22 protein-coding genes and 1 rRNA gene (1 of these 23 only partly in view) are annotated in these 24,623 nt (G+C 66.8%); 14 read left to right on the forward strand and 9 right to left on the reverse strand.

The features are described from left to right. Nucleotides 1-130: 130 nt before the first annotated feature. Nucleotides 131-1,300: a serine hydrolase domain-containing protein gene (locus ACFWUP_RS17435; protein ID WP_379235367.1), complete on the reverse strand. Its 1,170-nt coding sequence runs from the start codon at nt 1,298-1,300 to the stop codon at nt 131-133. A gap of 103 nt (nt 1,301-1,403) precedes the next feature. Here ACFWUP_RS17435 and ACFWUP_RS17440 point away from each other — a divergent pair, with 103 nt between their 5' ends. The 3 genes from ACFWUP_RS17440 (at nt 1,404) to ACFWUP_RS17450 (ending at nt 4,429) form a co-directional block, all read left to right on the forward strand. Then, complete coding sequence (locus tag ACFWUP_RS17440; RefSeq protein ID WP_379235369.1) at nt 1,404-2,126, forward strand: GntR family transcriptional regulator; 723 nt, start codon at nt 1,404-1,406, stop codon at nt 2,124-2,126. A gap of 84 nt (nt 2,127-2,210) precedes the next feature. After that, a complete protein-coding gene (locus tag ACFWUP_RS17445) occupies nt 2,211-3,701 on the forward strand; it encodes an NCS1 family nucleobase:cation symporter-1 (protein ID WP_379235371.1) in 1,491 nt (496 codons plus the stop codon). Further along, nucleotides 3,701-4,429 (forward strand): aspartate/glutamate racemase family protein, encoded by a 729-nt coding sequence (locus tag ACFWUP_RS17450; RefSeq protein ID WP_379235373.1) that lies wholly within the window; start codon nt 3,701-3,703, stop codon nt 4,427-4,429. Before ACFWUP_RS17445 ends, ACFWUP_RS17450 begins: the two co-directional genes overlap by 1 nt. A gap of 7 nt (nt 4,430-4,436) precedes the next feature. On the opposite strand, the gene ACFWUP_RS17455 is transcribed toward ACFWUP_RS17450, so the two are convergent. Continuing rightward, a complete protein-coding gene (locus tag ACFWUP_RS17455; RefSeq protein ID WP_379235375.1) occupies nt 4,437-4,790 on the reverse strand; it encodes a hypothetical protein in 354 nt (117 codons plus the stop codon). Nucleotides 4,791-4,974: 184 nt separating this feature from the next. Then, nucleotides 4,975-5,523, reverse strand: a complete 549-nt coding sequence (gene idi, locus ACFWUP_RS17460; RefSeq protein WP_379235377.1) for an isopentenyl-diphosphate Delta-isomerase — start codon at nt 5,521-5,523, stop codon at nt 4,975-4,977. 212 nt (nt 5,524-5,735) lie between these two features. Between idi and ACFWUP_RS17465 the strand changes: the two genes are divergently transcribed. After that, nucleotides 5,736-8,693 (forward strand): AMP-binding protein, encoded by a 2,958-nt coding sequence (locus tag ACFWUP_RS17465; RefSeq protein ID WP_379235379.1) that lies wholly within the window; start codon nt 5,736-5,738, stop codon nt 8,691-8,693. Between the two features lie 157 nt (nt 8,694-8,850). Here ACFWUP_RS17465 and rffA read toward each other — a convergent pair whose 3' ends face one another. After that, a complete protein-coding gene (rffA, locus tag ACFWUP_RS17470; protein WP_379235381.1) occupies nt 8,851-9,987 on the reverse strand; it encodes a dTDP-4-amino-4,6-dideoxygalactose transaminase in 1,137 nt (378 codons plus the stop codon). Then, entirely contained in the window at nt 9,984-11,024 is a 1,041-nt protein-coding gene (locus tag ACFWUP_RS17475; protein ID WP_379235431.1) for a glycosyltransferase, read from the reverse strand. The genes rffA and ACFWUP_RS17475 overlap by 4 nt, the downstream gene beginning before the upstream one ends. 220 nt (nt 11,025-11,244) lie before the next feature. On the opposite strand from ACFWUP_RS17475, the gene ACFWUP_RS17480 reads away from it, so the two are divergent. From ACFWUP_RS17480 to ACFWUP_RS17490, 3 genes are read left to right on the forward strand one after another with little or no spacing between them, the layout of a single operon-like run. Beyond that, nucleotides 11,245-13,551, forward strand: a complete 2,307-nt coding sequence (locus ACFWUP_RS17480; RefSeq protein ID WP_379235383.1) for a hypothetical protein — start codon at nt 11,245-11,247, stop codon at nt 13,549-13,551. After that, nucleotides 13,548-13,985 (forward strand): GtrA family protein, encoded by a 438-nt coding sequence (locus tag ACFWUP_RS17485; RefSeq protein WP_379235385.1) that lies wholly within the window; start codon nt 13,548-13,550, stop codon nt 13,983-13,985. Before ACFWUP_RS17480 ends, ACFWUP_RS17485 begins: the two co-directional genes overlap by 4 nt. A gap of 9 nt (nt 13,986-13,994) precedes the next feature. After that, nucleotides 13,995-14,219 carry a Trm112 family protein gene (locus ACFWUP_RS17490; protein WP_056824282.1) on the forward strand — a complete coding sequence of 75 codons (225 nt, stop codon included), beginning with the start codon at nt 13,995-13,997 and terminating at the stop codon, nt 14,217-14,219. A 31-nt stretch (nt 14,220-14,250) separates the two neighbouring features. Here ACFWUP_RS17490 and ACFWUP_RS17495 read toward each other — a convergent pair whose 3' ends face one another. From ACFWUP_RS17495 to ACFWUP_RS17510, 4 genes are all read right to left on the reverse strand, one after another. After that, a complete protein-coding gene (locus ACFWUP_RS17495) occupies nt 14,251-14,886 on the reverse strand; it encodes a TetR family transcriptional regulator (RefSeq protein WP_379235387.1) in 636 nt (211 codons plus the stop codon). A 27-nt stretch (nt 14,887-14,913) separates the two neighbouring features. After that, the gene (locus ACFWUP_RS17500) at nt 14,914-15,675 is read right to left on the reverse strand and encodes an ABC transporter permease (RefSeq protein ID WP_379235389.1); all 762 of its coding nucleotides are present in this window, start codon (nt 15,673-15,675) and stop codon (nt 14,914-14,916) included. Next, nucleotides 15,672-16,403 (reverse strand): ABC transporter ATP-binding protein, encoded by a 732-nt coding sequence (locus ACFWUP_RS17505; RefSeq protein ID WP_379235391.1) that lies wholly within the window; start codon nt 16,401-16,403, stop codon nt 15,672-15,674. The genes ACFWUP_RS17500 and ACFWUP_RS17505 overlap by 4 nt, the downstream gene beginning before the upstream one ends. A 72-nt stretch (nt 16,404-16,475) precedes the next feature. After that, nucleotides 16,476-17,990, reverse strand: a complete 1,515-nt coding sequence (locus tag ACFWUP_RS17510) for a multicopper oxidase family protein (RefSeq protein WP_379235393.1) — start codon at nt 17,988-17,990, stop codon at nt 16,476-16,478. A 187-nt stretch (nt 17,991-18,177) separates the two neighbouring features. Here ACFWUP_RS17510 and ACFWUP_RS17515 point away from each other — a divergent pair, with 187 nt between their 5' ends. From ACFWUP_RS17515 to ACFWUP_RS17545, 7 genes are all read left to right on the forward strand, one after another. Beyond that, nucleotides 18,178-19,356, forward strand: a complete 1,179-nt coding sequence (locus ACFWUP_RS17515) for an NAD(P)/FAD-dependent oxidoreductase (protein ID WP_379235395.1) — start codon at nt 18,178-18,180, stop codon at nt 19,354-19,356. A 77-nt stretch (nt 19,357-19,433) separates the two neighbouring features. Continuing rightward, the gene (locus ACFWUP_RS17520) at nt 19,434-20,324 is read left to right on the forward strand and encodes an RNA polymerase sigma-70 factor (protein ID WP_379235397.1); all 891 of its coding nucleotides are present in this window, start codon (nt 19,434-19,436) and stop codon (nt 20,322-20,324) included. 108 nt (nt 20,325-20,432) lie between these two features. Continuing rightward, nucleotides 20,433-21,047: a DNA-3-methyladenine glycosylase gene (locus ACFWUP_RS17525; RefSeq protein ID WP_379235399.1), complete on the forward strand. Its 615-nt coding sequence runs from the start codon at nt 20,433-20,435 to the stop codon at nt 21,045-21,047. Between the two features lie 111 nt (nt 21,048-21,158). Next, nucleotides 21,159-21,584, forward strand: coding sequence for a DoxX family protein (locus ACFWUP_RS17530; protein ID WP_379235401.1), 426 nt, complete (start codon nt 21,159-21,161; stop codon nt 21,582-21,584). A 191-nt stretch (nt 21,585-21,775) separates the two neighbouring features. Further along, on the forward strand, nt 21,776-22,624 hold the full coding sequence (locus ACFWUP_RS17535) for an alpha/beta hydrolase (RefSeq protein WP_379235403.1): 849 nt from the start codon (nt 21,776-21,778) through the stop codon (nt 22,622-22,624). Nucleotides 22,625-22,652: 28 nt separating this feature from the next. Then, nucleotides 22,653-23,939: a tyrosine--tRNA ligase gene (tyrS, locus tag ACFWUP_RS17540; protein ID WP_379235405.1), complete on the forward strand. Its 1,287-nt coding sequence runs from the start codon at nt 22,653-22,655 to the stop codon at nt 23,937-23,939. 485 nt (nt 23,940-24,424) lie between these two features. Then, nucleotides 24,425-24,623 (forward strand): 16S ribosomal RNA (locus ACFWUP_RS17545); it runs 1,320 nt beyond the window's last position.

Below are 24,623 nucleotides of genomic sequence, written 5' to 3' on the forward strand. Positions count from 1 at the left end.
TCCACCCGTCGGAGGCGCGAACATGCGTTATTCGGCGACCGACCGCCTTCTGGACGTGTGATCACCAGGCTTCTGTGCAGAATCCACCTCGACGAATGCCGCCATGAAAGCCTGGTGATCAACTGCCCAGTCAGGGGTGCTTCGCGATGTTGTGGGCGATGGTGCTCAGGCGGGTGAGGCGGGCGTCGCCGAGAGGTGTGAGTTTGCCGCCGAGGCGGTTGGTGACGAAGGCGAGCGACAGGCCCGTTTCGGGATCGGCGAAGGCGCCGGAACCGCCGAGGCCGAAGTGGCCGAAGGCGGAGATCGGGTCGGCCTTGGACGGTTTCATCGGGACACCGTGGAAGCCGAGCGCCCAGGGGATTCTGAAGGCCAGCACGTAGTCGGGGGTGAAAACCTGGCGGGCGGCGAAGCGGGGGATCGCGTCGGGGGACAGGATACGGGTGCCGTCGAGTTCGCCGCCGTTGGCCAGGGCGGCGTAGACCCGGGCCAGCGCGCGGGCGGAGAACACGCCGTTCACGCCGGGCATGACCGAATCGTGCACGCGCTCGTCGACGATCAGGTCGGCGAAACCGCGCGGCGTTGTCTCGGCGGCGGCGGCGAAGCGGGTGCGGGTCAGCAGGTCGGAGCCGGTGTCCCAGTCCATGCCCGCGGCCCGCAGGCGCGGGAAAGTGGTGGCGATGCGATGGCGTTGGTCGTGTGGCACCCGAAACCAGAGTTCTTCGGCGCCAAGGGGTTCGGCGAGTTCGGCGCGCACGACATCGACGAATTCGCGGCCCGTGACCCGCGCCACGATCTCGGCGGCCAAGTGCCCGTAGCTGATTCCGTGATAGCCGCTGGTGATCTTGTGTCGTGGATCGGGTGTCGCCGCGGCCAAGGCTTCGGTGACGGCCTTGTCGTCGAGGAAACTCTCGATCGGGCCCGGCAGCAGACCGCGCAAACGGTGCAGGCCCGCGCGGTGGGTGAGCACATCGCGCACGGTGATATCGGCTTTGCCCGCCGCCGCGAACTCCGGCCAGTACTCGGCGACGGGACTGTCGTAGTCGAGTTGTCCACGATCGGCCAATTGATGAATCACCGTGGAGGCCACGCCTTTTCCGGTGGAGAAGCCCAAAGCTACCGACTCCGCAGTCCACGGCACACCCGGACTCGCGTACCCCGCCCACACATCGACCACCGGCTCGCCGTGTAGATACACACACAGCGCGCCGCCACCGTGCGAGGGCTTGCGGAACAGGTGATCGAAGACGGTGACCAAGCGGACGAAGCGGCGATCCACCGACTGCGCTGTCGAAACTCCCATCCATCGAGCATGCCACGCACTGAAGACCGGTCGGTACGCTGATCGTTTCCTAACTGTCACATCGAGCAGTCCGCGCGCAATACACCGTCCATAGCCTGTGTGTATGCCCCCGAGACGACGATCGGCGCTGCTCGCAAGGCTTGTGGTCGATGAGCCAGGCCGACCGCAAGTGATTCTCGGCGAACTGCGCCGGGTGATCCTCGACGGTGCCGTGCCGCCGGGCACCCTGATCCCGCTGCGTGAAGTGGCCGAACTGTTCGGGGTGAGCCACATCCCCGTGCGTGAGGCGCTCAAGACGTTGATCGGGGAGGGCCTGGTCACCCACCGGCAGCAACGCGGTTATGCCGTCGCGCAGTTGACCGCCGCCGAACTGCGCGAAATGTACATCGTGCGAGACACTTTGGAGTCGGCCTCACTCGCTGCTGCGGTCGCCAACGCGGATACGGCAGCGCGCGAAGAACTTCTGCGCGTGAACGACCTGCTCGAACGTGCCATCCTCGACGACGATCCCGAGACCTACCAGCGCCAGTCGCGCCATTTCCACGTTGCGATGACACGACCCTCACGCATGTTCCGGCTCCTGCACATGCTCGAAGCGGCGTGGAATGTCACCGAACCGGTGCAGTCGATGGTGCACATCGAGCGCCGCGATCGCGAATGCCTGCACACCGACCACGTCCTGATGCTCGAGGCCTTCCTCGCCCGCGATGTCGAGCGTCTGCTTGCCGCCGCCGAAGAACATCATCGCCGGCTCGAAGCCGTGATCGCCACGCTGCCGACCGACACCGGCCTGCTCGCGCCCGAGGATATATCTGTGGCGCAATAGCTGGGAAATCCTCGGGAAACGGTCGGGCAACGGCTCGAATCTACGGTCAGTGCAGCTGATTCACCCCTGTCGATGGGATGCACAATGACCGATACCCTCACACCGCACACGGGCACGCCCGTCGGTGAACCGACGCCGTCCTATGATCCGCGCCTGACCAACGACGACCTGGCCCCCCTGAAAAACCAGACCTGGACGTCCTACAACATCTTCGCCTTCTGGATGTCGGATGTCCACAGCGTCGGTGGATATGTCACCGCCGGAAGCCTTTTCGCACTCGGCCTGGCCAGTTGGCAGGTGCTCGTCGCGCTGCTCGTCGGCATCGGCATCGTCTATTTCTTCTGCAACCTGGTCGCCAAACCGAGCCAGGTGACCGGGGTGCCCTATCCGGTGATGTGTCGCAGCGCCTTCGGAGTGCTCGGCGCCAATGTGCCCGCGATCATCCGCGGCTTGATCGCGGTCGCGTGGTACGGAATCCAGACGTTCCTTGCTTCGGCGGCACTCGATATCGTGCTGATCAAGCTGTTTCCCGGGCTCGCGCCCTACGCGGTGACCGCCGACTACGGTTTCGCCGGGCTGTCGCTGCTCGGCTGGGGTAGCTTCCTGCTGCTGTGGGTGCTGCAGGCCTGCGTGTTCTGGCGCGGCATGGAATCGATCCGCAAGTTCATCGACTTCTGCGGTCCCGCAGTGTATGTCGTGATGTTCCTGCTCTGCGGCTACCTCATCGCGAAGGCGGGCTGGGGCGCCATCGACCTGAACCTGGGCGAGGTGAAATACACCGGCTGGGCCTCGGTGCCGGTCATGCTCGGCGCGATCGCATTGGTCGTGTCGTACTTCTCCGGGCCGATGCTCAACTTCGGCGACTTCTCCCGGTACGGCAAGAGTTTCGCCGCGGTGAAGAAGGGCAATTTCCTCGGGCTCCCGGTGAACTTCCTGGTCTTCTCGGTGCTGGTCGTGGTCACCGCGTCGCTGACGTTGCCCGTCTACGGCGAGCTCATCACCGATCCGGTCGCCACCGTCGCCAGGATCGACTCCACCTTCGCGATCGTGCTCGGCGCGCTCACCTTCACCATCGCCACGATCGGCATCAATATCGTCGCCAACTTCATCTCGCCGGCCTTCGACTTCTCGAACGTGGACCCGCAGCGGATCAGCTGGCGCGCGGGCGGGATGATCGCGGCGGTCGGTTCGGTGCTGATCACGCCGTGGAACCTGTACAACAATCCCGACGTCATCCACTACACCCTCGAGGTGCTCGGCGCCTTCATCGGACCGCTGTTCGGCGTGCTGATCTGCGATTACTACCTGGTGCGTAAGCAGAAGGTGATCGTCGACGACCTGTTCACGATGTCGGAGCGGGGGACCTACTACTACACCAAGGGCTACCACCCGGCCGCGATCATCGCGACCGCCGTCGCCGCCGTGATCGCGGTGTTCCCGGTGCTGGCCAACAACCTGCCCGGCATGCACACTGCCGCCCAGTACAGCTGGTTCATCGGCTGCGGCGTCGGTTTCGTTCTCTACTATCTGCTGACCGGCGCCGAGCGCACGGCTGCCATGGAGGTCGGTGCCTGATGCACATCCGGGTCGTCAACCCGAACACCACGCGGGCGATGACCGAGTTGATCGAGCAGTGTGCGCTGGCCGTCGCGGGCCGGGGCACACTCCTCGACGTGGTCACCTCCGAGCACGGGCCCGCCTCGATCGAGAGCCACTACGACGAGGCGATGAGCGTGCCCGGGCTGCTCGCCGCGATCCGGCAGGGGGAGGCCGACGGCGTGGACGGGTATGTCATCGCCTGCTTCGGTGATCCCGGATTGGACGCGGCCCGCGAACTCGCGCGGGGCCCGGTGATCGGCATCGCCGAGGCGGCCATGCACACCGCGAGTCATCTGGGGCGGGGATTCAGTGTCGTCACGACCCTCGGGCGCACGATCGGCCGGGCGGCGGATCTGGCGGAACACTATGGGATGCGACGGTTCTGCCGGGGGATCCACGCGTGTGAGATTCCGGTGCTCGCGCTCGACACCGATCCGGACGCGCGCAAGATCGTCACCGAGGCGTGCCGGACGGCCGTCGCGCAGGACGCCTCCGATGCCGTGGTGCTCGGTTGTGCGGGGATGGCCGACCTGTGCGCGCACATTCGCGACGAGATCGGGGTGCCGGTGATCGACGGGGTCGCGGCGGCGACGTTGACCGTGCAGTCGCTGGTGACGATGGGGTTGCGAAAGTCTGGTGGGGGAGAGTTCGCGACGCCGCCGCCGAAGACCTATACGGGACTGCTGGAATCGTTCGGATCGTGAATGTGGTTCAGACGCTCGCGGTTTCGGTGTTGAGCGCGTTCAGCACCGCGTGGAGATCGTCGACGTCGACGACCAGGCGGGTGAAATCGGGACCGTCGAGGTCGATCCGGACCGCACTGCCACCGAACGTGGTGTCCCAGAACTCTTTCCGGCCCTTGCCTCGGTAGACGCCTGCGGCGATCACGCCGGGGATGAAGGTGCCGGGGGCGCGGACCCACGGGGGACGCAGGTCGACCTCGGCCGTCGCGATCTCGGTGATCGCGGCGCGGTCGATCACAACCTGCTGGCGCAGGGCGAGCAGGCGATGCCCGCCGAGCACATTGACCGTCACCGTGTCGTCGTTGATCTCGACCTCGACCATCGCTATCACCCTCACTCACCGTCGTTCGAACCGTTCGCTGTCCAGCTTCGCCGGGCGGCCTGTTCACCGACTGTGGTGAGCCTGTGAGTTCCCCAAGGAAGTCCGATACATCGGCAAATATAGATATGCGCATCTATGCGATGGGTGCGTGGAGGGATGGCGAAGGGAAGAGCGGGCAAGGAGGTCAGGGGCGGTGGGCGCCGGTGGCGATCTCGAGTACCTCGGCCAGCCACGGCGTGTATTTGGTGGGGTGCTCGGTCATGTCGGCGCGCAGGGCGGTGGGGGAGATCCACGCCCAGCAGGCGATCTCGGCCGGGTCCGGCTTCGGGGGCAGGTCGCCCACCTCGCCGATCAGTACGTGGTCGTATTCGTATTCGACGCGGCCGGTGGTCTCGTCGCCCGCGCGGTAGGTGAACGCGTCGACCTCGGCGAGGTCGGCTGTCATCCCGAATTCCTCGCGCAACCGGATGCCCGCGGCCTCGGTGACGGACTGGCCGGGTGTCGGGTGCCCACAGCAGGTGTTGGCCCACTGCAGCGGGAACCGGGTTTTCACGGCGGCGCGCTGCTGGAGCAGCACGTGGCCGCGCCGGTCGAACAGCAGCACGGAGAAGGCGCGGTGGAGGGTGCCCGGTGGCCGATGGGCATCGGCTACCGAGGACGCTCCGATCGCCGTGCCGGAGTCGTCGACCAACTCGACGAGCATGGTTTCGCGGTCGGCCAGCTTCTCGGTCACCGTGCCACCTTATCGGCGCGGTTCGTGAACCGTTCGAGAGAGCGCCCACATCGAGGTGATCGGCCGCTGAGCGGGGAGGTGTGAGGTGAATCGCCGGAACATGCGGCCTGTCACAGCCGACACATAATGGTGCTCCGATGTGGCAAGCTCATATGAGCACATCGGGGTGTGTGAGGTGTGTCACTATGAGCAGGTAGGGCCAGGTGGGAACGGTGGATATCAGTCCAAAAGGTGTGGTCGGTTCGGTGCAGCGGTTGCTGGCTACCGCGCAGAACGGGCTGGAGGTGATCCGCTTCGGCGGGTTGTCACACGATGTCGAGTCCTCACCCTTCGAGGTCGTCGAACGCAGACGCATGTATCGGCTTCGGCACTACTTCCCCGACGATACGACGCCCGGTCGCCCGGTGGCGCTGTTGGTGCCGCCGTTGATGGTGAACGCCGACATCTGGGACGTCAACGCGGCGGGCGGTGCGGTCGGCATCCTGCACGCCAGCGGAATCGACTGCTGGGTCATCGATTTCGGCTCACCGGCCACGGAAGAGGGTGGCTGGGAACGTGATCTGGCCGACCACGTGCTCGCGGTGAACTCCGCCATCGACACCGTCTGCGAGGCCACCGGCGCGCAGTTGCACCTGATGGGGTATTCGCAGGGCGGCATGTTCGCCTACCAGAGCACCGCCTACCGCTACGGCAAAGGCGTGGCCTCCATCGTCACCTTCGGTAGCCCTGTCGACATCGTCAACGGTATGCCGTTCGGGCTGCCCTACGGCGTGGTCTCCGAGGTCGCCGACTTCCTGGCCGACCATGTGATGCACCGGCTGCCGATCACCGAGTCGATGGTGCGCATCGGCTTCCAGATGCTCGACCCGGTGAAGACCGCCAAGTCGCGCATCGACTTCCTGCTGCAGTTGCACGACCGGGAAGCGCTGCTGCCCAAGGAACGTCAGCGTCGCTTCCTCAACAGCGATGGCTGGGTGGGGTATTCGGGTCCGGCGGTGGCCGATCTGCTCAAGCAGTTCGTCGCCCATAACCGGATGATGCTCGGCGGCTTCGTGATTCGTGATCATCCGGTTTCGCTGGCCGAGCTGAAGTGCCCGATCCTGGCGTTCGTCGGCGAGGTCGACGACATCGGTCAGCCCGCCGCGGTGCGGGGCATCGTGCGGGCCGCGCCCAATGCCGAGGTGTACGAAGCCAGTTTGATTGCAGGCCATTTCGGGCTCGTCGCCGGATCGACGGCCACCAACCACACCTGGCCGATGGTGCGCGACTGGATCGCGTGGATGGACGGCAGCGCCACCCTGCCCGAGCAGATCGTGCCCATGCAGGAGCACGTCGCCAGCAGTGCGCCGCGCACCACCGCCACCCGGATGGTGCACACCGCCGCGGGCCTGGCCGAGGCGGGTGCCGGTGTCGGTAAGGTACTGGAAGGCATCGCGGGCAACACGATTCGTGGATCTATCGAAATGGCGGGCGAGGCCGCGCGTGCGCTGCCCCGGCTCGCACGGCTCGGAATGATCCAGCCGCACACCCGAATCTCCCTCGGCAAACTGCTCAGCGAGCACGCCGACCGCGCGCCGCAGAAGGACCTGGTGCTGTTCGACGACCGGGTGCACACCAACGCCGCCGTCGAGGTGCGTGTCGACAATGTGGTGCGCGGCCTGATCTCCGTCGGAATCCGGCCCGCGATGCGGGTCGGCGTGATGATGGAAACGCGTCCGAGCGCACTGGCCTCGGTCGCCGCGCTGTCACGGATCGGTGCCGTCGCGGTGCTGCTCGCGCCCGGTGCCGAACTCGACCGGGCGATCGAGCTGACCGGTGTGCAGACGCTGATCACCGACCCGGAGAACCTGCGCACCGCTGCCGCGACCGCGGCCAGGGTGCTCGTACTCGGCGGTGGTGGCTCGCGCCAGCTCGCGGTGCCTGTCAGCGACCGGGTGATCGACCTCGAGCAGATCGATCCGGCCGACGTCCGGGTGCCCGCCTGGTACCGGCCGAACCCCGGTCTGGCGCGCGAACTGGCGTTCGTGCTCGTGCTCGGCTCGGGTGAGCGCCTGGAGGCGAAGTACATCACCAACCATCGCTGGGCGCTGTCGGCGTTCGGCACCGCGAGCGCGGCCGACCTCGACCGGCGCGACACGGTGTACTGCCTTGCGCCACTGCATCATTCGTCCGGGCTGCTGGTTAGCCTCGGTGGGGCCATCGCCGGTGGCAGCCGGATCGCGCTGGCCAGGCCGAGGGACATGGATCCGGGCCGGTTCGCCGAGGAGGTGCACCGGTACGGCGTCACCGTCGTCACCTACACCTGGACCATGCTGCGCGACCTGCTCGACGCCAAGGTCTTCCCGGTCGGGCACAACCACCCGATCCGGCTGTTCATCGGTTCCGGTATGCCCGCGGGTCTGTGGCGGCGCACCGTCGAACAGTTCGCCCCGGCCAGGGTGCTCGAGTTCTACGCCTCGATCGACGGTGACGTGGTGCTGGCGAACGTGACCGGCGCCAAGATCGGCTCGAAGGGCAGGCCCGTTCCCGGCACCGCGAAGGTCGAACTGGTCGCCTACGACCCGATCAGCGAGCAGATCCTCGTCGGTGACGACGGCTTCGCTCGCCGCTGCGCCGACAACGAACCCGGCCTGCTGCTCGGCAAAGCCGTCGACGGCGGCGACATCTCCGACGGTGGGCTGCGCGGGGTGTTCCGGGCCGGTGACGCCTGGTGGCCGACGGAGAACCTGTTCCGGCGCGACAGCGACGGTGACTACTGGCTGGTCGACCGCCGCGACACGGTGATCCGCACCGCGCGCGGGCCGGTGTTCACCCAGCCGATCGTGGACATGCTCAACGACATCACCCCGGTCGACATGGAGGTGGCCTTCGGGCTGAAGACTCCGGCGGGCATCATCGCGGCGGCCGCGCTGAGTGTGCGGCACGGATTCCGGATCGAACCGGGCGATGTCACCGAGGCGATGCGCGGGCTGGAGCGTAGTCAGCGCCCCGACCTGGTCTATGTCGTCGACGAGATCCCGCGCAGTTCCAGCTTCCGTCCGTCGGCGCCCGCGGTCCAGGCCGCGGGCCTGCCCAAGGCCGGACCGGGTACCTGGATCTACAACCGGGAAACCGAGGCATACGAGGTGCTCACCGACGCGGCAGCGGCGACGTTGTTCGGCGGCAGCTGACTCGGGGCAGGCCGGTTCGGCCGCAGCGCATCGCACAAAGACAAGGCCGCCCGGCGAATTCGGGCGGCCTTGTTTGTGCCGACAACTTGTTCGAAGGCCGAACCGCCGTTGCCGCAACAACTTTCGAATACGGCCCGTCAGTCGAAGCTGACGGCGATTACACCTGGTACGCGGTGACCGCGTCGACCACGCGGGTGAGCTGACCCTCGCTGAGCAACGGCCACAGCGGCAGACGCACGATCGTCGCCGAGAAGTTCGCCGACCGCGTGCACGGGACCGGGGTGCGGCCGTACTTGAGGCCGGCCGGGCTCGAATCCAGCGGAATGTAGTGGAACGGCGCGACGATGCCGCGTTCGGCGAGGTGGGCGATGATGCCGTCGCGGCTGTCCTCGGTGGGCATGCGCAGGTAGAACAGGTGCGCGGTGTGGCCTGCGTAGTCGGGCACCGTCATGGGGCGAACGTCGTTGCGCGCCGCCCAGTCGGGGAGCGCGGCCGCGTAGGTGTCCCATACGCGGTGGCGGTTGGCCTGGATGGTGTCGAACTCGGCGAGCTGGGCGTCGAGGACGGCGGCGTTGAGTTCGCTGGGCAGGTAGCTCGAGCCGATGTCCTGCCAGGAGTACTTGTCGACCTGGCCGCGCAGGAAACGCGCGCGGTCGGTGCCCTTCTCCCGCATGATCTCGGCGCGACCCATCAGGATCTCGTCCGAGAGCAGCAGCGCGCCACCTTCACCGCAGTGCACGTTCTTGGTGTCGTGGAAACTCTGCGTGCCGAGCGTGCCGATCGTGCCGAGCCGGCGGCCACGCCAGGTGCCGCCGAGGCCGTGCGCGTTGTCCTCGATGATCGCCAGACCGTGCTGGGCGGCGAGCGCGAGCAGCGGTTCCATGTCGGCGGCCACACCGCCGTAGTGCATGACCACGATGGCCTTGGTGCGGTCGGTGATCGCGGCGGCCGCGGCGGTGGGGTCGATATTGCCGGTGGACTCGTCGATATCGACGAACACGCAGGTCGAACCGCGCAGCGCCATCGAGGTAGCGGCGGAGGTGAAGGCGAAGCTGGGGACGATCACCTCGTCGTCGGGGCCCAGTTCCAGCAGCAGTGCGCCCAATTCGAGTGCGTGCGTGCACGACGTGGTGAGCAGCGCGTGCTCGGCGCCGGTGATGGCTTTGATCTTCGCGGTCGCCGACCTGGTGAACTGACCGTCGCCGTGACTGTGATCGGAATCGAGCACGGCCATCAGGTTGGGGCGCTCAGCGGCAGCGCGGAACGGCCTGCTGAAGATGATGCGGTCGCTCACTCGTGCTGACCCTTCTCCGTCGCGGCTGCCGGGACCGCGGCGTCGACTCGATGGTTGACGGCCGGCGCGTGCATCGTATCCGGGCGCGGCGTCGGGGTCTGCACGGTGAGGTACAGCGGCTTGCCGACCAGGATGTGCAGCGCGACACCGAGATACTCGGCGATCAAACCGAGCGAGAACAGCATCGCGCCCGAGCACAGCAGCATCACGACGATGATCGACGCCCAACCCTCGGGGTCGTGATTGTCCTGGGTGAGAGCCTGCACGATGACGACCGCGGCCATGATCACCCCGGCCAGCGCGAGGGTGACACCGAGCATGCTCACCAGGCGCAGACCGCGTGTGCCGCTGCACAGCACCATCTTCCAGAACAGCGAGAACAGGCGCCGATAGTTGTAACCGGATTCGTCACGGCCTTCCGCGCGCAGCACCACCGGCACCGACACCGCATTGCCGACCACCCAGGTGAGCGCCACGTCCAGGTACACCCCGTTGGCCGCGACCTCGGCGAGCTGACGGCCGATGTCACCGCGGATCAACCGGAAGCTCTCGAATCGCGTCGAATCCGGGAACGCGAACACCGTCGCGAGCACGATCTTGGCACCGCGCGAGGTGAGATTGCGCAGGAAACCGTGCGGACGGGTGTTGGACGGCTTCGAATAGACCAGGTCAGCGCGCGAAGCCAGCGCCGCGTCGAGGAAGTCGGCGATGAACGCGGGGTCGTGCTGACCGTCCTCGTCCATCGTGACGATCCAGTCGCCCTGCGCTGCCGCCATCCCGGCGATCGTCGCCGCGTCCTGCCCGAAATTGCGGCTCAACCAGACCGCGCGCACCTGAGGGTAGGAGCCTTCCAATTCCTGCAGGACGACATCGGAACGGTCGGGGCCGTTGTCGTGCACGAGGATGATCTCCTCGACGGCGAACCGCGCACCCGCCGCTGTCGTGCTCGGGCCGGTCAACCCTTCGAGCTCCGCGACCAGCGCGGCGATCGTGTCCTCACCCCGATACACCGGAACGACCACTGACACCGAGTGCACCGGACTCGACCCGTTGCGCTCGGGCGCGCCCGCACGCACGACGGTGCCAGGCCTGGACAGAGGTGCGGACGGAATCGGCATCGGCGGACTTTCGGTGAATCGGAAGTATTGACCCAACAGTGTGCGCACTTTAACACCGGGGCGTGACCCGTCGGTGGAAGCGATCCCACTGTGCGACGGTGCCAGTCGGAGCGTGTGCCTGTAGGGTCTGGTCCTCGTGGTGGAAAGTAGAACCCCGTCCCGACGTTCCGTCTATATCTGGGGCTTGATCACCTCCCTCGGAGTGATCGCGGGCTATGGCGCGGTTCTGCTCGCCAACGTCCGGCACTTCTATACCGACGACACCGAATCCCAGTATGTCCCGCTGTGGGTGATGCTCGGCAACCGGTTGCGTAACGGCGATCTGCCGGTGATGGTGCCCGAGCACTGGATGGCCGGTAACTACTCGATCGAGGAAGCGGGCCTGCTGAATCCGCCGCAGCTGCTGATCGATCTGATCGCGCCCTCGGTGGACAACCTGGTGCTGTACGCGACCGTGGTGAAGCTGATCTTCGCGATCATCCTCGGCCTCGGCGTCTACCGGATCTGCCTGGCCTACGGCTCGCGCGTGCAGTGGGCGGCGCTGGCCGGTGTGTCGATTCCGTTCACCGGGTGGCTGCTGTTCTTCGACGAGGCCAGCTGGATGACGGCGTTCACCGGCACCGCGTGGATGGTGCACGCGTGGGCGTCGGGAGTGCGGTATGCGCGTGGTCCCCGCCTGCTCGGTCAGCGCCCGGAGGCGGTAGCGGAGCGTGACCACGCAGGGCGCCCGAGCGGGCGAATCGGGTACTGCGGCCCGATTTCGGTGTTCGTGTATCTCTACCTGGCGATTTCGGTGCAGTACGTTTTCCCGGCCGTCGAGGCGGGGCTGATGATCGCCACGGTCGCGGTCGGTGAGCTGATCTACCAGCGCACCTGGCGGCCGTCGCTGAAGCTGCTGATGGTGGCCGGTCTGGCGGCGCTCGCGGGGGCGGCGACCTATCTGCCGAGCATGCTCTCGGCGAAGGTGACCTGGCGTGGCACCGCCCAGATCAACAACGACCAGTTCCTCACCGTGCCGTGGTCGGAGTCGCTGAACGCGAGCCTGCCCTCGACGCTGCCCGCCTTCACCTCGTGGTGGGGATATGTGCAGCCGATGCCGGTTGTCTACATCGCCTGGTTCCTGATTCCGGCTCTGGCGTTCATCGACTGGGGCAAGGCGCGCGCGGCCTGGCGCGAGCTCTCCGGGATCGGTCTGTTCGCGATCGCGGTGCTGATGTGGACCGCCGGTCCCGGCACGATCGGCCCGCTGCGCTGGCCCGCTCGCGTGCTGCCGATGGTGGCGCTCGGCCTGCTGGTGTTGGTGTGTGTGCTGCTCGGGAGGTTCGCGACCTTCAAGGATTGGCGTGCGCGGGGGATCGCGGCGGCCGTGCTGATCGGGCTGCTGTGGGTGCGGTCGTTCTCCGCCGACCCGCACAACTGGATCGCGCACGTGATCGCCGCGGTGGCCATCGCCGCGCTCGGGGCCGCGCTGGTGTGGCTCGCGGTGAACAAGGGCGTCTCGGCGGCGGTCGCGCTGGCGATCATCGCGGTGGCCCCGATCGCCTACGTCCAGGTGGAGCGGGCGCAACCGACGCCGATGAGCTGGAACCTGCCCAGCGACCGGGCCGCGGCGCGCGCTGCGTTCCCGGGATTCGCGGGAACCACGCTGCAGCTCGGCGATCGCGCCCTGATCCAGCCAGGCGAGCGCACCCTCGACGGCGCCTACGGCTCGCTGGTGTTCGGCAACTACGCCAAGGACATCGAGCGCACCTACGTCAGCGGCTACACCCCGAACGGCCACTTCTGGTTCGGCGACATGCTCTGCATGCGCTGGGACACCAGCGTGTGCCCCGACGCCTACCGCCGCACGTTCGCGGTCGAGCCGTCGACCGGTAAAACGGTCGTCGACCTGATGAACATCGACCGGGTCGTCCTGCAGCGCGCGCTCTACCCGGCCGCTCGCACCGAGCCCGCACCGGCGGGTTGGAAGTGGGTCGACTACCCAGGCCACGAGAACTACATCTCGGTCCTCGAACGCGAGGACGGGCTGATCTCCACCCGCAACGGCCGGGTCTCCGCGGTCCAGAACGCCACCGCGGTCTCGACGTCGGAAAGCGATACGACGAGCCGGGTCACCGTGAGCTCCGAGACCGGCGGCAGCGTGGTGTTCGCGCGGCTCGGTTGGCCGGGGTACCGGGTGAGCCTCGACGGCAAGGACATTCCGTTCAAGGTCGTCGCGAAGAGTTTCGTCGCCGTCGACATTCCGGCCGGAACGAAGAACGGCGATCTCGAGCTGACCTGGCGGCCGCCGGGCTGGAAGATCGGCGGCGCCGCGATCGGCCTCGGACTGCTCGGCCTCGCGGTGTTCCAGTGGCTGTATGTGCGCGGACGAAAGCCCGACGAGGAGCAGGGTGCCCCGGCGGTCGAGTCGCTCGACTCCGACGATGCCCTGGCGAAGGCGCGATGACGACCGAGGCGGCGGGTGGGGTGCTCGAGACACCGGGCCCGCTGCTGCGGATCGTGAAACGTCAGGAGCTGGCGTTCGCGATCGTCGGCGGGTTCAACACCCTGCTCGGCATGGCACTTGTCGTGTTCTGGCTGCACGTGCTCGGCGACGGCAGGCCCGGTCTTGCTGTCGTCGCGGCGTACGCGGTCAGCACGATCGTGGCGTTCGTCCTGCATCGCACTCTGGTGTTTCGCGTGCACGGCCATCTCGTGCGCGATTTTCTGGCCTTCTGCGGGGTGAACGCGGGCGGGCTCGTGCTCAACGTGATCCTCGTCGAACTCGCGGTCACCGGCCTCGGCTTCCCGGCCGCCCCCGCCTCGGTGATCGTGATGGGTCTGGTCGCGGTACTCAGCTTCTTCGGACACCGCTACATCTCGTTCCGCCGGGCGCGGTAGGTTAGGGACATGGCGCACGAATCCACCATCGACGCAACCCTGCTCGGCCTGCTGGCCTGCCCCCAGGACAAGGGCCCGCTGCAGCTGGTGCGCACCGAAGCCGATGTGAGCGTGCTCTACAACCCCCGGCTGCGCCGCGCCTACCCGATCGACAACGGCATCCCGGTGCTGCTGATCGACGAGGCCCGCGACGTCACCGCCGCCGAACACGAATTCTTCGTCGCCGAATCCTGACCGGAACCCGCGGGCGTCTGTGCGCGGTGAATCACCAACTGTCCGTGTCGATCTCGCCGGTCAGATAGCGCTGGATCACCGGCCCCACGGCATCGACCACCGCATCGATCGGCATCGACGCCAACGGTTCCAGCGCGATGATCTTGCGGGCGGTCAGCACCCCCACCATCTGCGAAGCGGCCAGCGAGACCCTGGCCCGTCCGTCGTCGTCCGGGGTGGCGATGCGCACCCGGACCCGTTCCAGCACCACCTGGAGCAGGAACGAGCGCGCGAGATTCTGGTCGCCACCGGCGAAAATGCTGCGCACCATCGCCACGATGCCGGGCCCGGCGGGGGAGTCCCACACCGTCACGACCGCGCGCACGATGGTGCGCCCCAGCTCGTCGAGTGGTGCGGCGTCGACCGCCCCGAGCGTTGCGTCCGGGTCGACCGGGAAGTCCACCGCAGCCGCGAACAGTTGCTGCTTGTTGCCGAAATAGTGGTGCACCAGCGCCGGGTCGACATCGGCATCGGCCGCGATCGCGCGGATCGAAGTCTTGTCGAATCCGGCGCCGGCGAACCGGACCCGGGCTGCGTCGAGAATCGCCACCTTGGTGTCGGCGTTGCCGGGCCTGCGCCCGGTGCGTCCGGATTTCGCTGTGCTCGAACCGGATTCGCCGTCACTCATGGGTGATCCTCTCGTGGGCCTTGTGGGTTACGGAGTGCGTCGACGCAGAGTAGCCGCGGCGAGGCCGAGCGCCACCACCGCGAACCCGGCGACGACCGCGATATCGCGCCACATCGCGCCCGTCGGCTCCGCGTGAACCGACACCTGCTGCAGCGCGTCCACGGCGTAGCTCAACGGCATCACATTGCTGATCGCCTCGAGCCAGCCGGGTAGCCGGTCACGCGGAACCAGCAGCCCGCACAGGAAGATCTGCGGCGCCACGATCACCGGCATGAACTGCACGGCCTGGAACTCGGTGCGCGCGAACGCGCTCGCCAGCAGACCGAGCCCGACCCCGCACACCGCGTCGACCATCGCGATCAGCAGCACCCAACCGGGACTGCCCGCGGCATCGAGCCCGAGCAGCCAGAACGCGACCACGCAGGCGACAGCGGCCTGGGCACCAGCGGCCAGAGAGAACGCGCTGCCGTAACCGGCGAGCAGATCGACCTTGTTCAGCGGGGTGGTGAGCAGCCGCTCGAGGGTGCCCGAGGTGCGTTCGCGCTGCATCGCGATCGCGGTGATCAGGAACATCACGATGAACGGCAGGATGCCGAGCATCGTGATGCCGACGCGGTCGAACATGGTGAGTGGGGAGTGCGGGGCGCGCGGTGCGTCCTGGTAGATGAAGTACAGCAGGGTCATCAGCAGGGCCGGAACCACCAGGATCATCGCCACGGTGCGGTGGTCGTTGCGGAGTTGCCGAAGAATCCGTGCGGTGGTGGCGGTATAGGGGCGCAAGGTGGTCATGCGTGCTCTCCCATCGTGATCAAGGTCAGGAAAGCGGCCTCGAGGTTCTGTTCGTCGGTGCGCTCGCGCAGTTCGTCGGGGCTGAGCTGGGCGAGTAGTGCGCCCTCGCGCATCAGCAGCAGCTTGTCGCAGTGCTCGGCTTCGTCCATGACGTGACTCGACACCAGCAAAGTCGTTCCCGCCGCGGCCAATTCGTGGAACTGCTTCCACAATTCCACCCGCAGAACCGGATCGAGGCCGACCGTCGGTTCGTCGAGAACCAGCAGTTCGGGCTTGCCGACGAGTGCGCAAGCCAGTGACGCCCTGGTCTTCTGCCCGCCCGAGAGTTGATCGCCGAGCTGATCCGCGTGATCGGCCAAACCGACTGCGGTGAGCGCGGATTCGGTATCGGCGCGCTCGCGTCCGTAGAGCGCGGCGTAATAGGCCACATTGTCGCGGACGCTGATGTCGGAGTAGATGCTCGGCGCCTGGGTGACGTAACCGACCCGGCGGCGCAGCCCTGCGCTACCGGCCGGCTCCCCGAGCACGGTGACGATGCCCGACTCCACCAGTTGGGTGCCCACGATGCTGCGCAGCAGGGTGGTCTTTCCGCAGCCCGACGGGCCGAGTAGCCCGGTGATCGAGCCGCGTGGGATATCCAGGGTCAAGCCATGGAGAACGGGGCGCTTTCCCCGCTTGACGACCAGATCCTCGACCTGGACGGCGAGCGTAGGTGCTGTGTGCGACATGGTCGCCTCAATTCATCGAGTGTTGAATTCACTACGTGATGAATTTAGCGCGATGATGTCGAGTCGGCAAGGTCAATGAGCGTGTCCCGGTAGGGGCGTGGCTTGCTGGCCTGGTTCGACGACGGCGAACTGACCCATCATCCCGACGTCCTCGTGCCACAGCAGATGGCAGTGATACATGTACGGAGTGTTCGGGTCGGCGGGCCCGTCGAAGCGCAGCACCAGGGTCGCGGCCGTGTTCGGCGGCAGGAAGATGGTGTCCTTGGCGCCGGCCTGCTCGGGTGGAGGTGGTGCGCCGTCGTAGTCGAGCACCCGGAACTGGACATCGTGGACGTGAAAGTTGTGCGGCATGCCGTCGATGTTGTGGACGACCCAGGTCTCGGTGGTGCCTCGGGTGACGGTCGTGTCGATGCGGCCCATGTCCATGCGCTCGCCGTTGATACCGGCAAGGGTCAGGTCGAAGCGACGTTGTAGAACCGAGTCCGCACCATCGGGAATCGACGGCGGCACAAGGGTTTCCGGCAGTGCGGCGGACGGTCGTAAAGTCGGCGCGGCGCGCAGTTCGAGGACATCGAACCTGTCGTCACCACCCGAGAACCGGCTCGACCAGAAGTCCAATCCCGCCTCGAGCTTCTCGCTGCGCAGCACGGTGCGCTCGCCGGGTCGCATCCGCACCACGATCTCCGCGCGCTCACCGGGCGAGAGTTGGATGCGGTTCAGGGTGGCGGGGCGTTCGAGCAGGCCGCCGTCGGAACCGATCATCGCGAACGGGCGGACATCGTCGAAGGCGAAGGTGTAGATCCGCGCGGTCGAGGCGTTGAGCAGGCGCAGCCGCACCAGTTCGTCGCCGACCTCCTGGTAGGGCGACAGGGTGCCGTTGACCATGGTGCGATCGCCGAGGAAGCCGATATCGCGGAAAATCGCGTGCGCGCCGTCGAGTCGGGAACCGCGCAGGCGCATGTCCTGCACGATCACCGGGATGTCATCAACGCCGTAGGTGTTCGGCAGTGGCAGTTGCGCGCTCGGTGCGTCGTCGATCAGGAACATGCCCGCCAGGCCGCGGCGCACGTGTTCCTCGGTCGCGCCGTGTGGGTGTGGGTGGTACCAGAGGGTCGAAGCTGGTTGGGCCACAGTCCATTCCGGCGTCCAGGAGGCGCCGGGCTCGACCATCTGGTGTGGTCCGCCGTCCATGGCGGCGGGTAGATGCATGCCGTGCCAGTGCACCGTCGAGGCTTCGGGTAGCTGATTGCGCACCTGCACTCGCACGCGTTCGCCGCGCGCCGCACGCAAAGTGGGACCGAGATAGCTGCCATTGAAGCCCCAGGTCTCGGTGTCTCGGCCGGGCTCGAATGCTGTTGTCCCGGTCTGCATATCGAGAGCGAAGGTTCGCGTGCCGGCGGTGTCGACGGTGGACTCGGCCAGCGGCGGAATATGCAATGGCTGTGTGAATTGCGTTGTGCCGACGGTGGATACGTCGGCACCTGCCCACGTCCAGGTCACCCCGGCGCCGATCGCGGTGATCAGGGTGACGACGAGGGCGCACGCGCCGAGCAGGATGCGGCGCAGCCGACGTGGGGGAGAAGCCATGCTTCGACGCTAGGGGCGCGAACGTCACACCACATCGGGGTGCGCCCCGGGTTCGACCCTGATTCTCACTGAGGTGATCAGGGGTTTTTCGCAGGACGGGATATGTGATGTGGATCACTATCGCGGGTTGTCACGTTTCGGCGGGCTGCTTTGTCCCATGAACATCCCACCGACAAGGAGCACCACAATGGCCACCACCAAGCACCGCATCGTCGTCCTCGGCGCCGGCTACACCGGCATGCTGGCCGCGATCCGCCTGGCCCGCCGCACCAGGAAGCTGGATGTGGCGATCACCCTGGTCAACCCTTCCGCGCGCTTCACCGAGCGGCTGCGCATGCACCAGATCGCCGCAGGTCAGGAACTCGCACACCACGACATTCCCGAGATCCTCGACGGCACCGGCATCGAGTTCGTCCAGGGCTGGGTTACCTCGATCGACGCGGCGGCGCAGCGCGTCCACGTCGACGGCCGCGGCGATCTCGCCTACGACGAGCTCATCTACGCACTCGGCAGCACCGCCGAGACCGCCCTGGTTCCCGGCGTCGCCGAACACGCTCTCACCCTCGACGACCCGCGCCTCGCCCACGAATTCGCGGGCAAGCTGACCACTCTCGCGACTCAGGGTGCCGCGGTCGCTGTCTGCGGTGGCGGCCTCACCGGCATCGAGGCGGCGACCGAGATCGCCGAAAGCCACCCCGGCCTGCGCGTGACGTTGATCAGCTCGGGCGAGCCGGGCGCGATGATGGGCGACAAGGCTCGCGCGCACCTGAACAAGGCGCTGGACCGGCTCGGCATCGTCCGCGAGATCGGCGTTCGTGTCGCCGAGGTGCTGCCCGACGCGGTCGCGCTCGCCGACGGCACGGTGATCGGCGCCGACCTCACCCTCTGGACGACCGGCGTTCGGGTGTCGCCGCTGGCCGCAGAGGCGGGCATCGAGACCGATGCGCGTGGCCTCATCGTCGTCGACCCGACACTGAAGTCGATGTCGCACCCCATGATTCACGCCATCGGTGACGCGGCCGCGGTCCGTCAGGCGTGGGGACAGGTGCACGGCACCTGCCAGAGCGGCCTGCCCACCGCGGCCTACACCGCCGACGCGATCGCCGCCGAACTGCGCGGCAAGACGGTGAAGCCGTTCCGGTTCGGCTACTTCCACCAGCCGGTCAGCCTCGGCCGTCGCGACGCGGTCATCCAGTTCACCAAGGCCGACGACAGTCCGCGCCGCCTCTACCTCACCGGCTGGGCCGCGCGGACTTACAAGGAGATGGTCAGCGGCAGCCCGGTACCGACGTTCAAGGCGAGCAAGAAGATGACCATGAACGTCCAATTGTCCAAGGGCGGAAAAGTAACTCGCCGCGCAGCATGAGGGCCGACCACGCGCCGAGATCGCGGAACCACCGCTACCGGCGCACCTCGACTCGCCGGACCGACGGAGAATGCGCCATGGTTGAACTCATGCCGGACCAGGATCCTTTCCTCGAGCACCGCCGCCTGCTGTTCGCGACCGCCTACCGCATGCTCGGCACGGTCACCGACGCAGAAGACGTCCTGCAGGACACCTGGCTCAAGTGGAACGACACCGACCACGCCGCGATCGTCCACCCCAGGGCCTACCTGGTCCGCACGGTCACCAACATCTCGCTCAACCGCCTCACCTCCGCCCGCGCGACCCGCGAAAACTATGTCGGCCCTTGGCTTCCCGAGCCGGTGCTGACCTCGCCCGATATCGCCGAGGACACCGAATTGGCCGACACCGTCTCCACCGCCATGCTCGTCGTGCTGGAAACTCTCACCCCCGTCGAGCGCGCGGTGTTCCTGCTGCGCGAAGTCTTCGGCTACTCGCACGCCGAAATCGCCGAAGCCCTCGACCGTCCCGAGGGGAGCGTGCGCCAGATCGCCCACCGCGCGAAGAGTCACGTGCAGTCACGCCGTCCACGATTCGACACCGACAAAGCCGCCCGCGCCCAGGTCACCGCACAGTTCATGGCCGCCTGCGCGGGCGGCGACCTCAATGCACTGATGGACCTGCTCGCCCCCGATGTCACGTGCTGGTCCGACGGTGGCGGCGTGGTCACCGCCGCGCGCCGCCCCCTGCACGGCCCCGACCACGTGGCTCGCTGGATCCTCGGCGTCCTCGCCAAACCGTCGTCCGCGGGCTTCGAATTCAGCGCGGCCGACATCAACGGCGAGCTCGGCGCGCTGGCCTCTTTCGCCGGAAACCCCGGCGCCGCCTTCACTTTCGACCTGGTCGACGGACACATCCAGAACCTGCGATTCCAGGTCAACCCCGGCAAACTCGCAGGTCTCTACCAGGGCACCGAACTGCTCGGCTGAACAGCAACGCCGCCGAACCTCGACGCGACTGTCCGGATCGGTGACAGCATCGGGCCGCGCCGAGGTCGGTCCCGGAAGCGCCTTCGCGAGTAGGCGACAATGGCGAGCGTGTCCGCACAGGAACTGGCCGTCGATCCGCCCACCGCCGCGCGCAGGCTGCTCGGCGCGATTCTCCGGTCGGGTCCGGTGGCGCTGCGCATCGTGGAAGTCGAGGCCTACGGCAGTGACCCCGACGGTCCGTGGCCCGACCCGGCCGCGCATTCCTGGCCTGGGCCCACCGCCCGCAACGCGGTGATGTTCGGTCCGGCGGGGCGCCTGTATGTCTACCGCTCCTACGGAATCCACTTGTGCGTCAACGTAACCGGCGGTTTCGACGGTGAGGCCGGGGCGGTGCTGGTTCGTGCGGGGGAGGTGGTCGACGGCATCGACATCGCACGGGAACGCAGGCCCGCCGCCCGCAAGGACACCGACCTGGCGCGCGGGCCCGGCAATGTCGGCAGCGCGCTCGGCGTCAGCATGTCCGACTACGGGACCGAGCTGTTCGACCCCTTCTCAGCACTGCACCTTGAACTGAAACCTGCTGTGCCCGAAGCCGATACAGCTTCAGGTCCACGGGTGGGCGTTAGTGTTGCCGCGCAGGTGCCGTGGCGATTCTGGTTACCCGCATCGCCCGCCGTCTCGGTCTATCGGCGAAGTCCACGCGCGCCCGAGCCGCTGGCCTGACAGCGGCCCCGAAAATTTACTTCGCGGTCGGCGATGAGTTCTCGGGTCACGGTCCGTCTTAACCGTTGAACGCGCTACCCCACCGAGCGCGACCGACTCTAAGGACACGACATGACCACCGCCGCACCCTCCGCCAACTTCTCCACCGCTGCCACCCACACCCCCGGCAAGATCCGCAACCGCGTCCTGTGGACCCTGCAGATCGTGCTCGGCCTGTTCTTCATCATCGCCTCGGGCGGCCCGAAGCTCGTCATCCCGCACATCCTGATGGAGAACGCCCCCGCGAACCTGACCATCCCCATGGGCCTGCTCATCTTCATCGGAGTCGTCGAGGTGGCAGGCGGTATCGGCCTGATGGTGCGTCGAGTCAGCGGCCTCGCTGCCGCGGGTCTGTCCGTGCTCACCGTGCTCGCCGCCGCGACCCAGGCCTTCATCGCCGACAAGCCTGCGATGGCGATCTTCCCGCTGGTCCTGGCCGCGATCTTCGCCTGGATCGCCTACGAGCGCCGCGACACCATCACCGCGCTGGTGCGATGAGCCACCACTCGACACGCTGACGATCGCCGGAGCCCGGGGGTTCCGGCGATCATCGGCGTGCCGAGCCGTTCGGCTGCGGCGCCGAAACCACGGCCACGATCTCGTCTGCGAAGCCAAGGCGAAATCGATCGGGCGGATGCCTGTGAGATGCGAGGATCGAGGACCACGCAACAGAACGACCAGGAGCGCCCGTGTTCACTTTTCCCAGCAGCGACGGCACCTCGATCCATGTGCGGAGCTGGCTCCCCACCGACGTCGAGCCGCGTGGCGTCGTGCAGATCGCGCACGGCATGGGCGAACATTCCGAACGCTACGCACATCTCGCCGAACAGTTGGCCGCGCTCGGCTTCGCGGTCTACGCCGACGACCATCGCGGCCACGGCCTCAGCATGGGCCCCGTGCCCGGAGATCTGGGCCCCGACGGCTGGAACCTGCTGGTCGCCGATGAGGTCGCGCTCACCGAAATCCTGCGCGAACGCCACCCCGGCCTGCCCGTCACCCTGATCGGCCACAGCCTCGGCTCCTTCGCCGTGCAGCAGTATCTCCTCGACCACTCCGACCTCGTCGACGAAGTCGTCCTGAGCGGCACGACCGCGGTCGACGGCCTGTTCGGCGAAATCGCGGCCGCCGGCGGTGACCTGATCGGCTTCTTCAACGCTGAATTCCAGCCCACCCGCACCGACGCCGACTGGATCAGCCGCGACGAAGCCCAGGTCGACACCTACAACGCCGACCCCTGGTGCGGTTTCGCCATCGACGAGGCCAACATGGGCCTGCTCGCGGTCAACTCCCAGACGCGGCTGGCCGACCCGAGCACTGTGCGCAGCGACCTGCCGATCTATGTGATGGTCGGCGACAAAGACCCGCTCAACAGCAAGCTGAGCCTGTCCGACCTGCTCGTGCAGCGCTACCGCGACGCGGGCCTGACCGACATCACCTACCAGATCTACCCGGACGCCCGCCACGAAGTCCTCAACGAAACCAACCGCGACGAGGTCGAAGCCGATCTGCTCGCCTGGATCACCCGCGCACGCGACTGAACAACCGCATGCGGAAAGATGGGTCAGCGTGACCGGCGACATCTTCGACGAACTGACCTGGCGCGGCCTGATCGCGCAGTCCACCGACCTGGACGAGCTGCGCGCGGCCGCGGCCGCCGCACCTCTGACGCTCTATGCCGGCTTCGACCCGACCGCCGCCAGCCTGCACGCAGGCCATCTCGTCCCGCTGCTCGCGCTCAAGCGCTTCCAGCTGGCCGGGCATCGCCCGATCGTGCTCGCCGGCGGCGCCACCGGCATGATCGGCGACCCGCGTGACGTGGGCGAGCGCACCATGAACTCGACCGACACCGTCGCCGAATGGGCACAGCGCATCCGCGGCCAGCTCGAGCGTTTCGTCGACCTCGACGATTCGCCCACCGGTGCCGTGATCGTGAACAACATGGACTGGACCGGCCCGCTGTCGACCGTCGACTTCCTGCGCGACATCGGCAAGCACTTCTCGGTGAACGTCATGCTCGCCCGCGACACCGTCAAACGGCGGCTCGAAGGCGACGGCATCTCCTACACCGAGTTCAGCTACATGCTGCTGCAGGCCAACGACTACCTGCAGCTGCGGCGCGAACACGGCTGCACACTGCAGGTCGGCGGCTCCGACCAGTGGGGCAACATCATCGCCGGCGTCGAACTGAACCGGCGCGTCGACGGCGCGCACGTGCACGCGCTCACCGTGCCGCTGGTGACCTCGGCCGACGGCAAGAAGTTCGGCAAGTCCACCGGCGGCGGCAGCCTCTGGCTCGACCCCGAACTGACCAGCCCCTACGCCTGGTACCAGTACTTCGTGAACACCGCCGACGCCGATGTCGTGCGCTACCTGCGCTGGTTCACCTTCCTGAGCCGCGAAGAACTCGACGAGCTAGAGCAGGCCACGGCCGAACGTCCGTTCGCCCGCGAGGCGCAGAAGCGCCTGGCCGCGGAGATGACCACGCTGGTGCACGGCGAAGCCGAGACCCGCGCGGTGGAACTGGCCAGCGGTGCCCTGTTCGGTCGCGGCGAGCTGGGCGAACTCCCGCTGTCCACGCTCGGTGCCGCGCTGCGTGAGACCGCGGTCGACGGCAAGGTCGCCGAGGTGGTGCCGGGTGAGCCGAACACGATCGTCGACCTGCTCGTGGCGTCGGGCCTGTGTGAAAGCAAGGGCGCGGCCCGTCGGGTGGTCAACGAAGGCGGTGCTTCGGTGAACAACCAGCGGGTGAGCGATGTCGACTGGACGCCGTCCGATGGCGACTACCTACACGGGGAGTGGCTGGTGCTGCGGCGCGGAAAGAAGAACATGGCCGGCGTGCATCGGATAGCCTGAGATCGTTGTGGAGGCCTGAGTCACATCCGTGTGATTCAGGCCGGCACAGCGGCTGAGCGCACCGCCGTGACCTGCGGAGATACCGTGTTGTTCAGGCGATTTGACGCGGCGTTATCCGGCGCGTAACTTATTGGAAGTCAGAGCGACACGGACACAAACCGGAGGGCGCCTGACAGGCCAAGATCGAGTGACCAGGGTAACGATTGACATCGCCTGGGAGTGAGGTTAGACTGGAACAGTTGCCCTGCAGACGATCCGGACACCGGTAAGTTTGCTTGTGCGTGTGTTCTTTGAGAACTCAATAGTGTGTCGATGAATGTCAGTGCCAATAATTAGTTATTGGTTCCAATCTTTCATGTACCCCCCGGTCATGGGAGGTTGGGCATTGAACAACAGCGAATCTTTTTGCTGGTGTTCGCATTTGCTAGGTTTTCGGACTCTAGTTAGATAATTTTGATTGCACCTTCGGGTGTTTTCGAGAGTCTTCAACGGAGAGTTTGATTCTGGCTCAGGACGAACGCTAGCGGCGTGCTTAACACATGCAAGTCGAGCGGTAAGGCCCTTCGGGGTACACGAGCGGCGAACGGGTGAGTAACACGTGGGTGATCTGCCTTGCACTTCGGGATAAGCCTGGGAAACTGGGTCTAATACCGGATATGACCACGAATCGCATGGTTTGTGGTG

It is taken from the genome of Nocardia sp. NPDC058658, from assembly GCF_042716665.1.
GTDB lineage: Bacteria > Actinomycetota > Actinomycetes > Mycobacteriales > Mycobacteriaceae > Nocardia.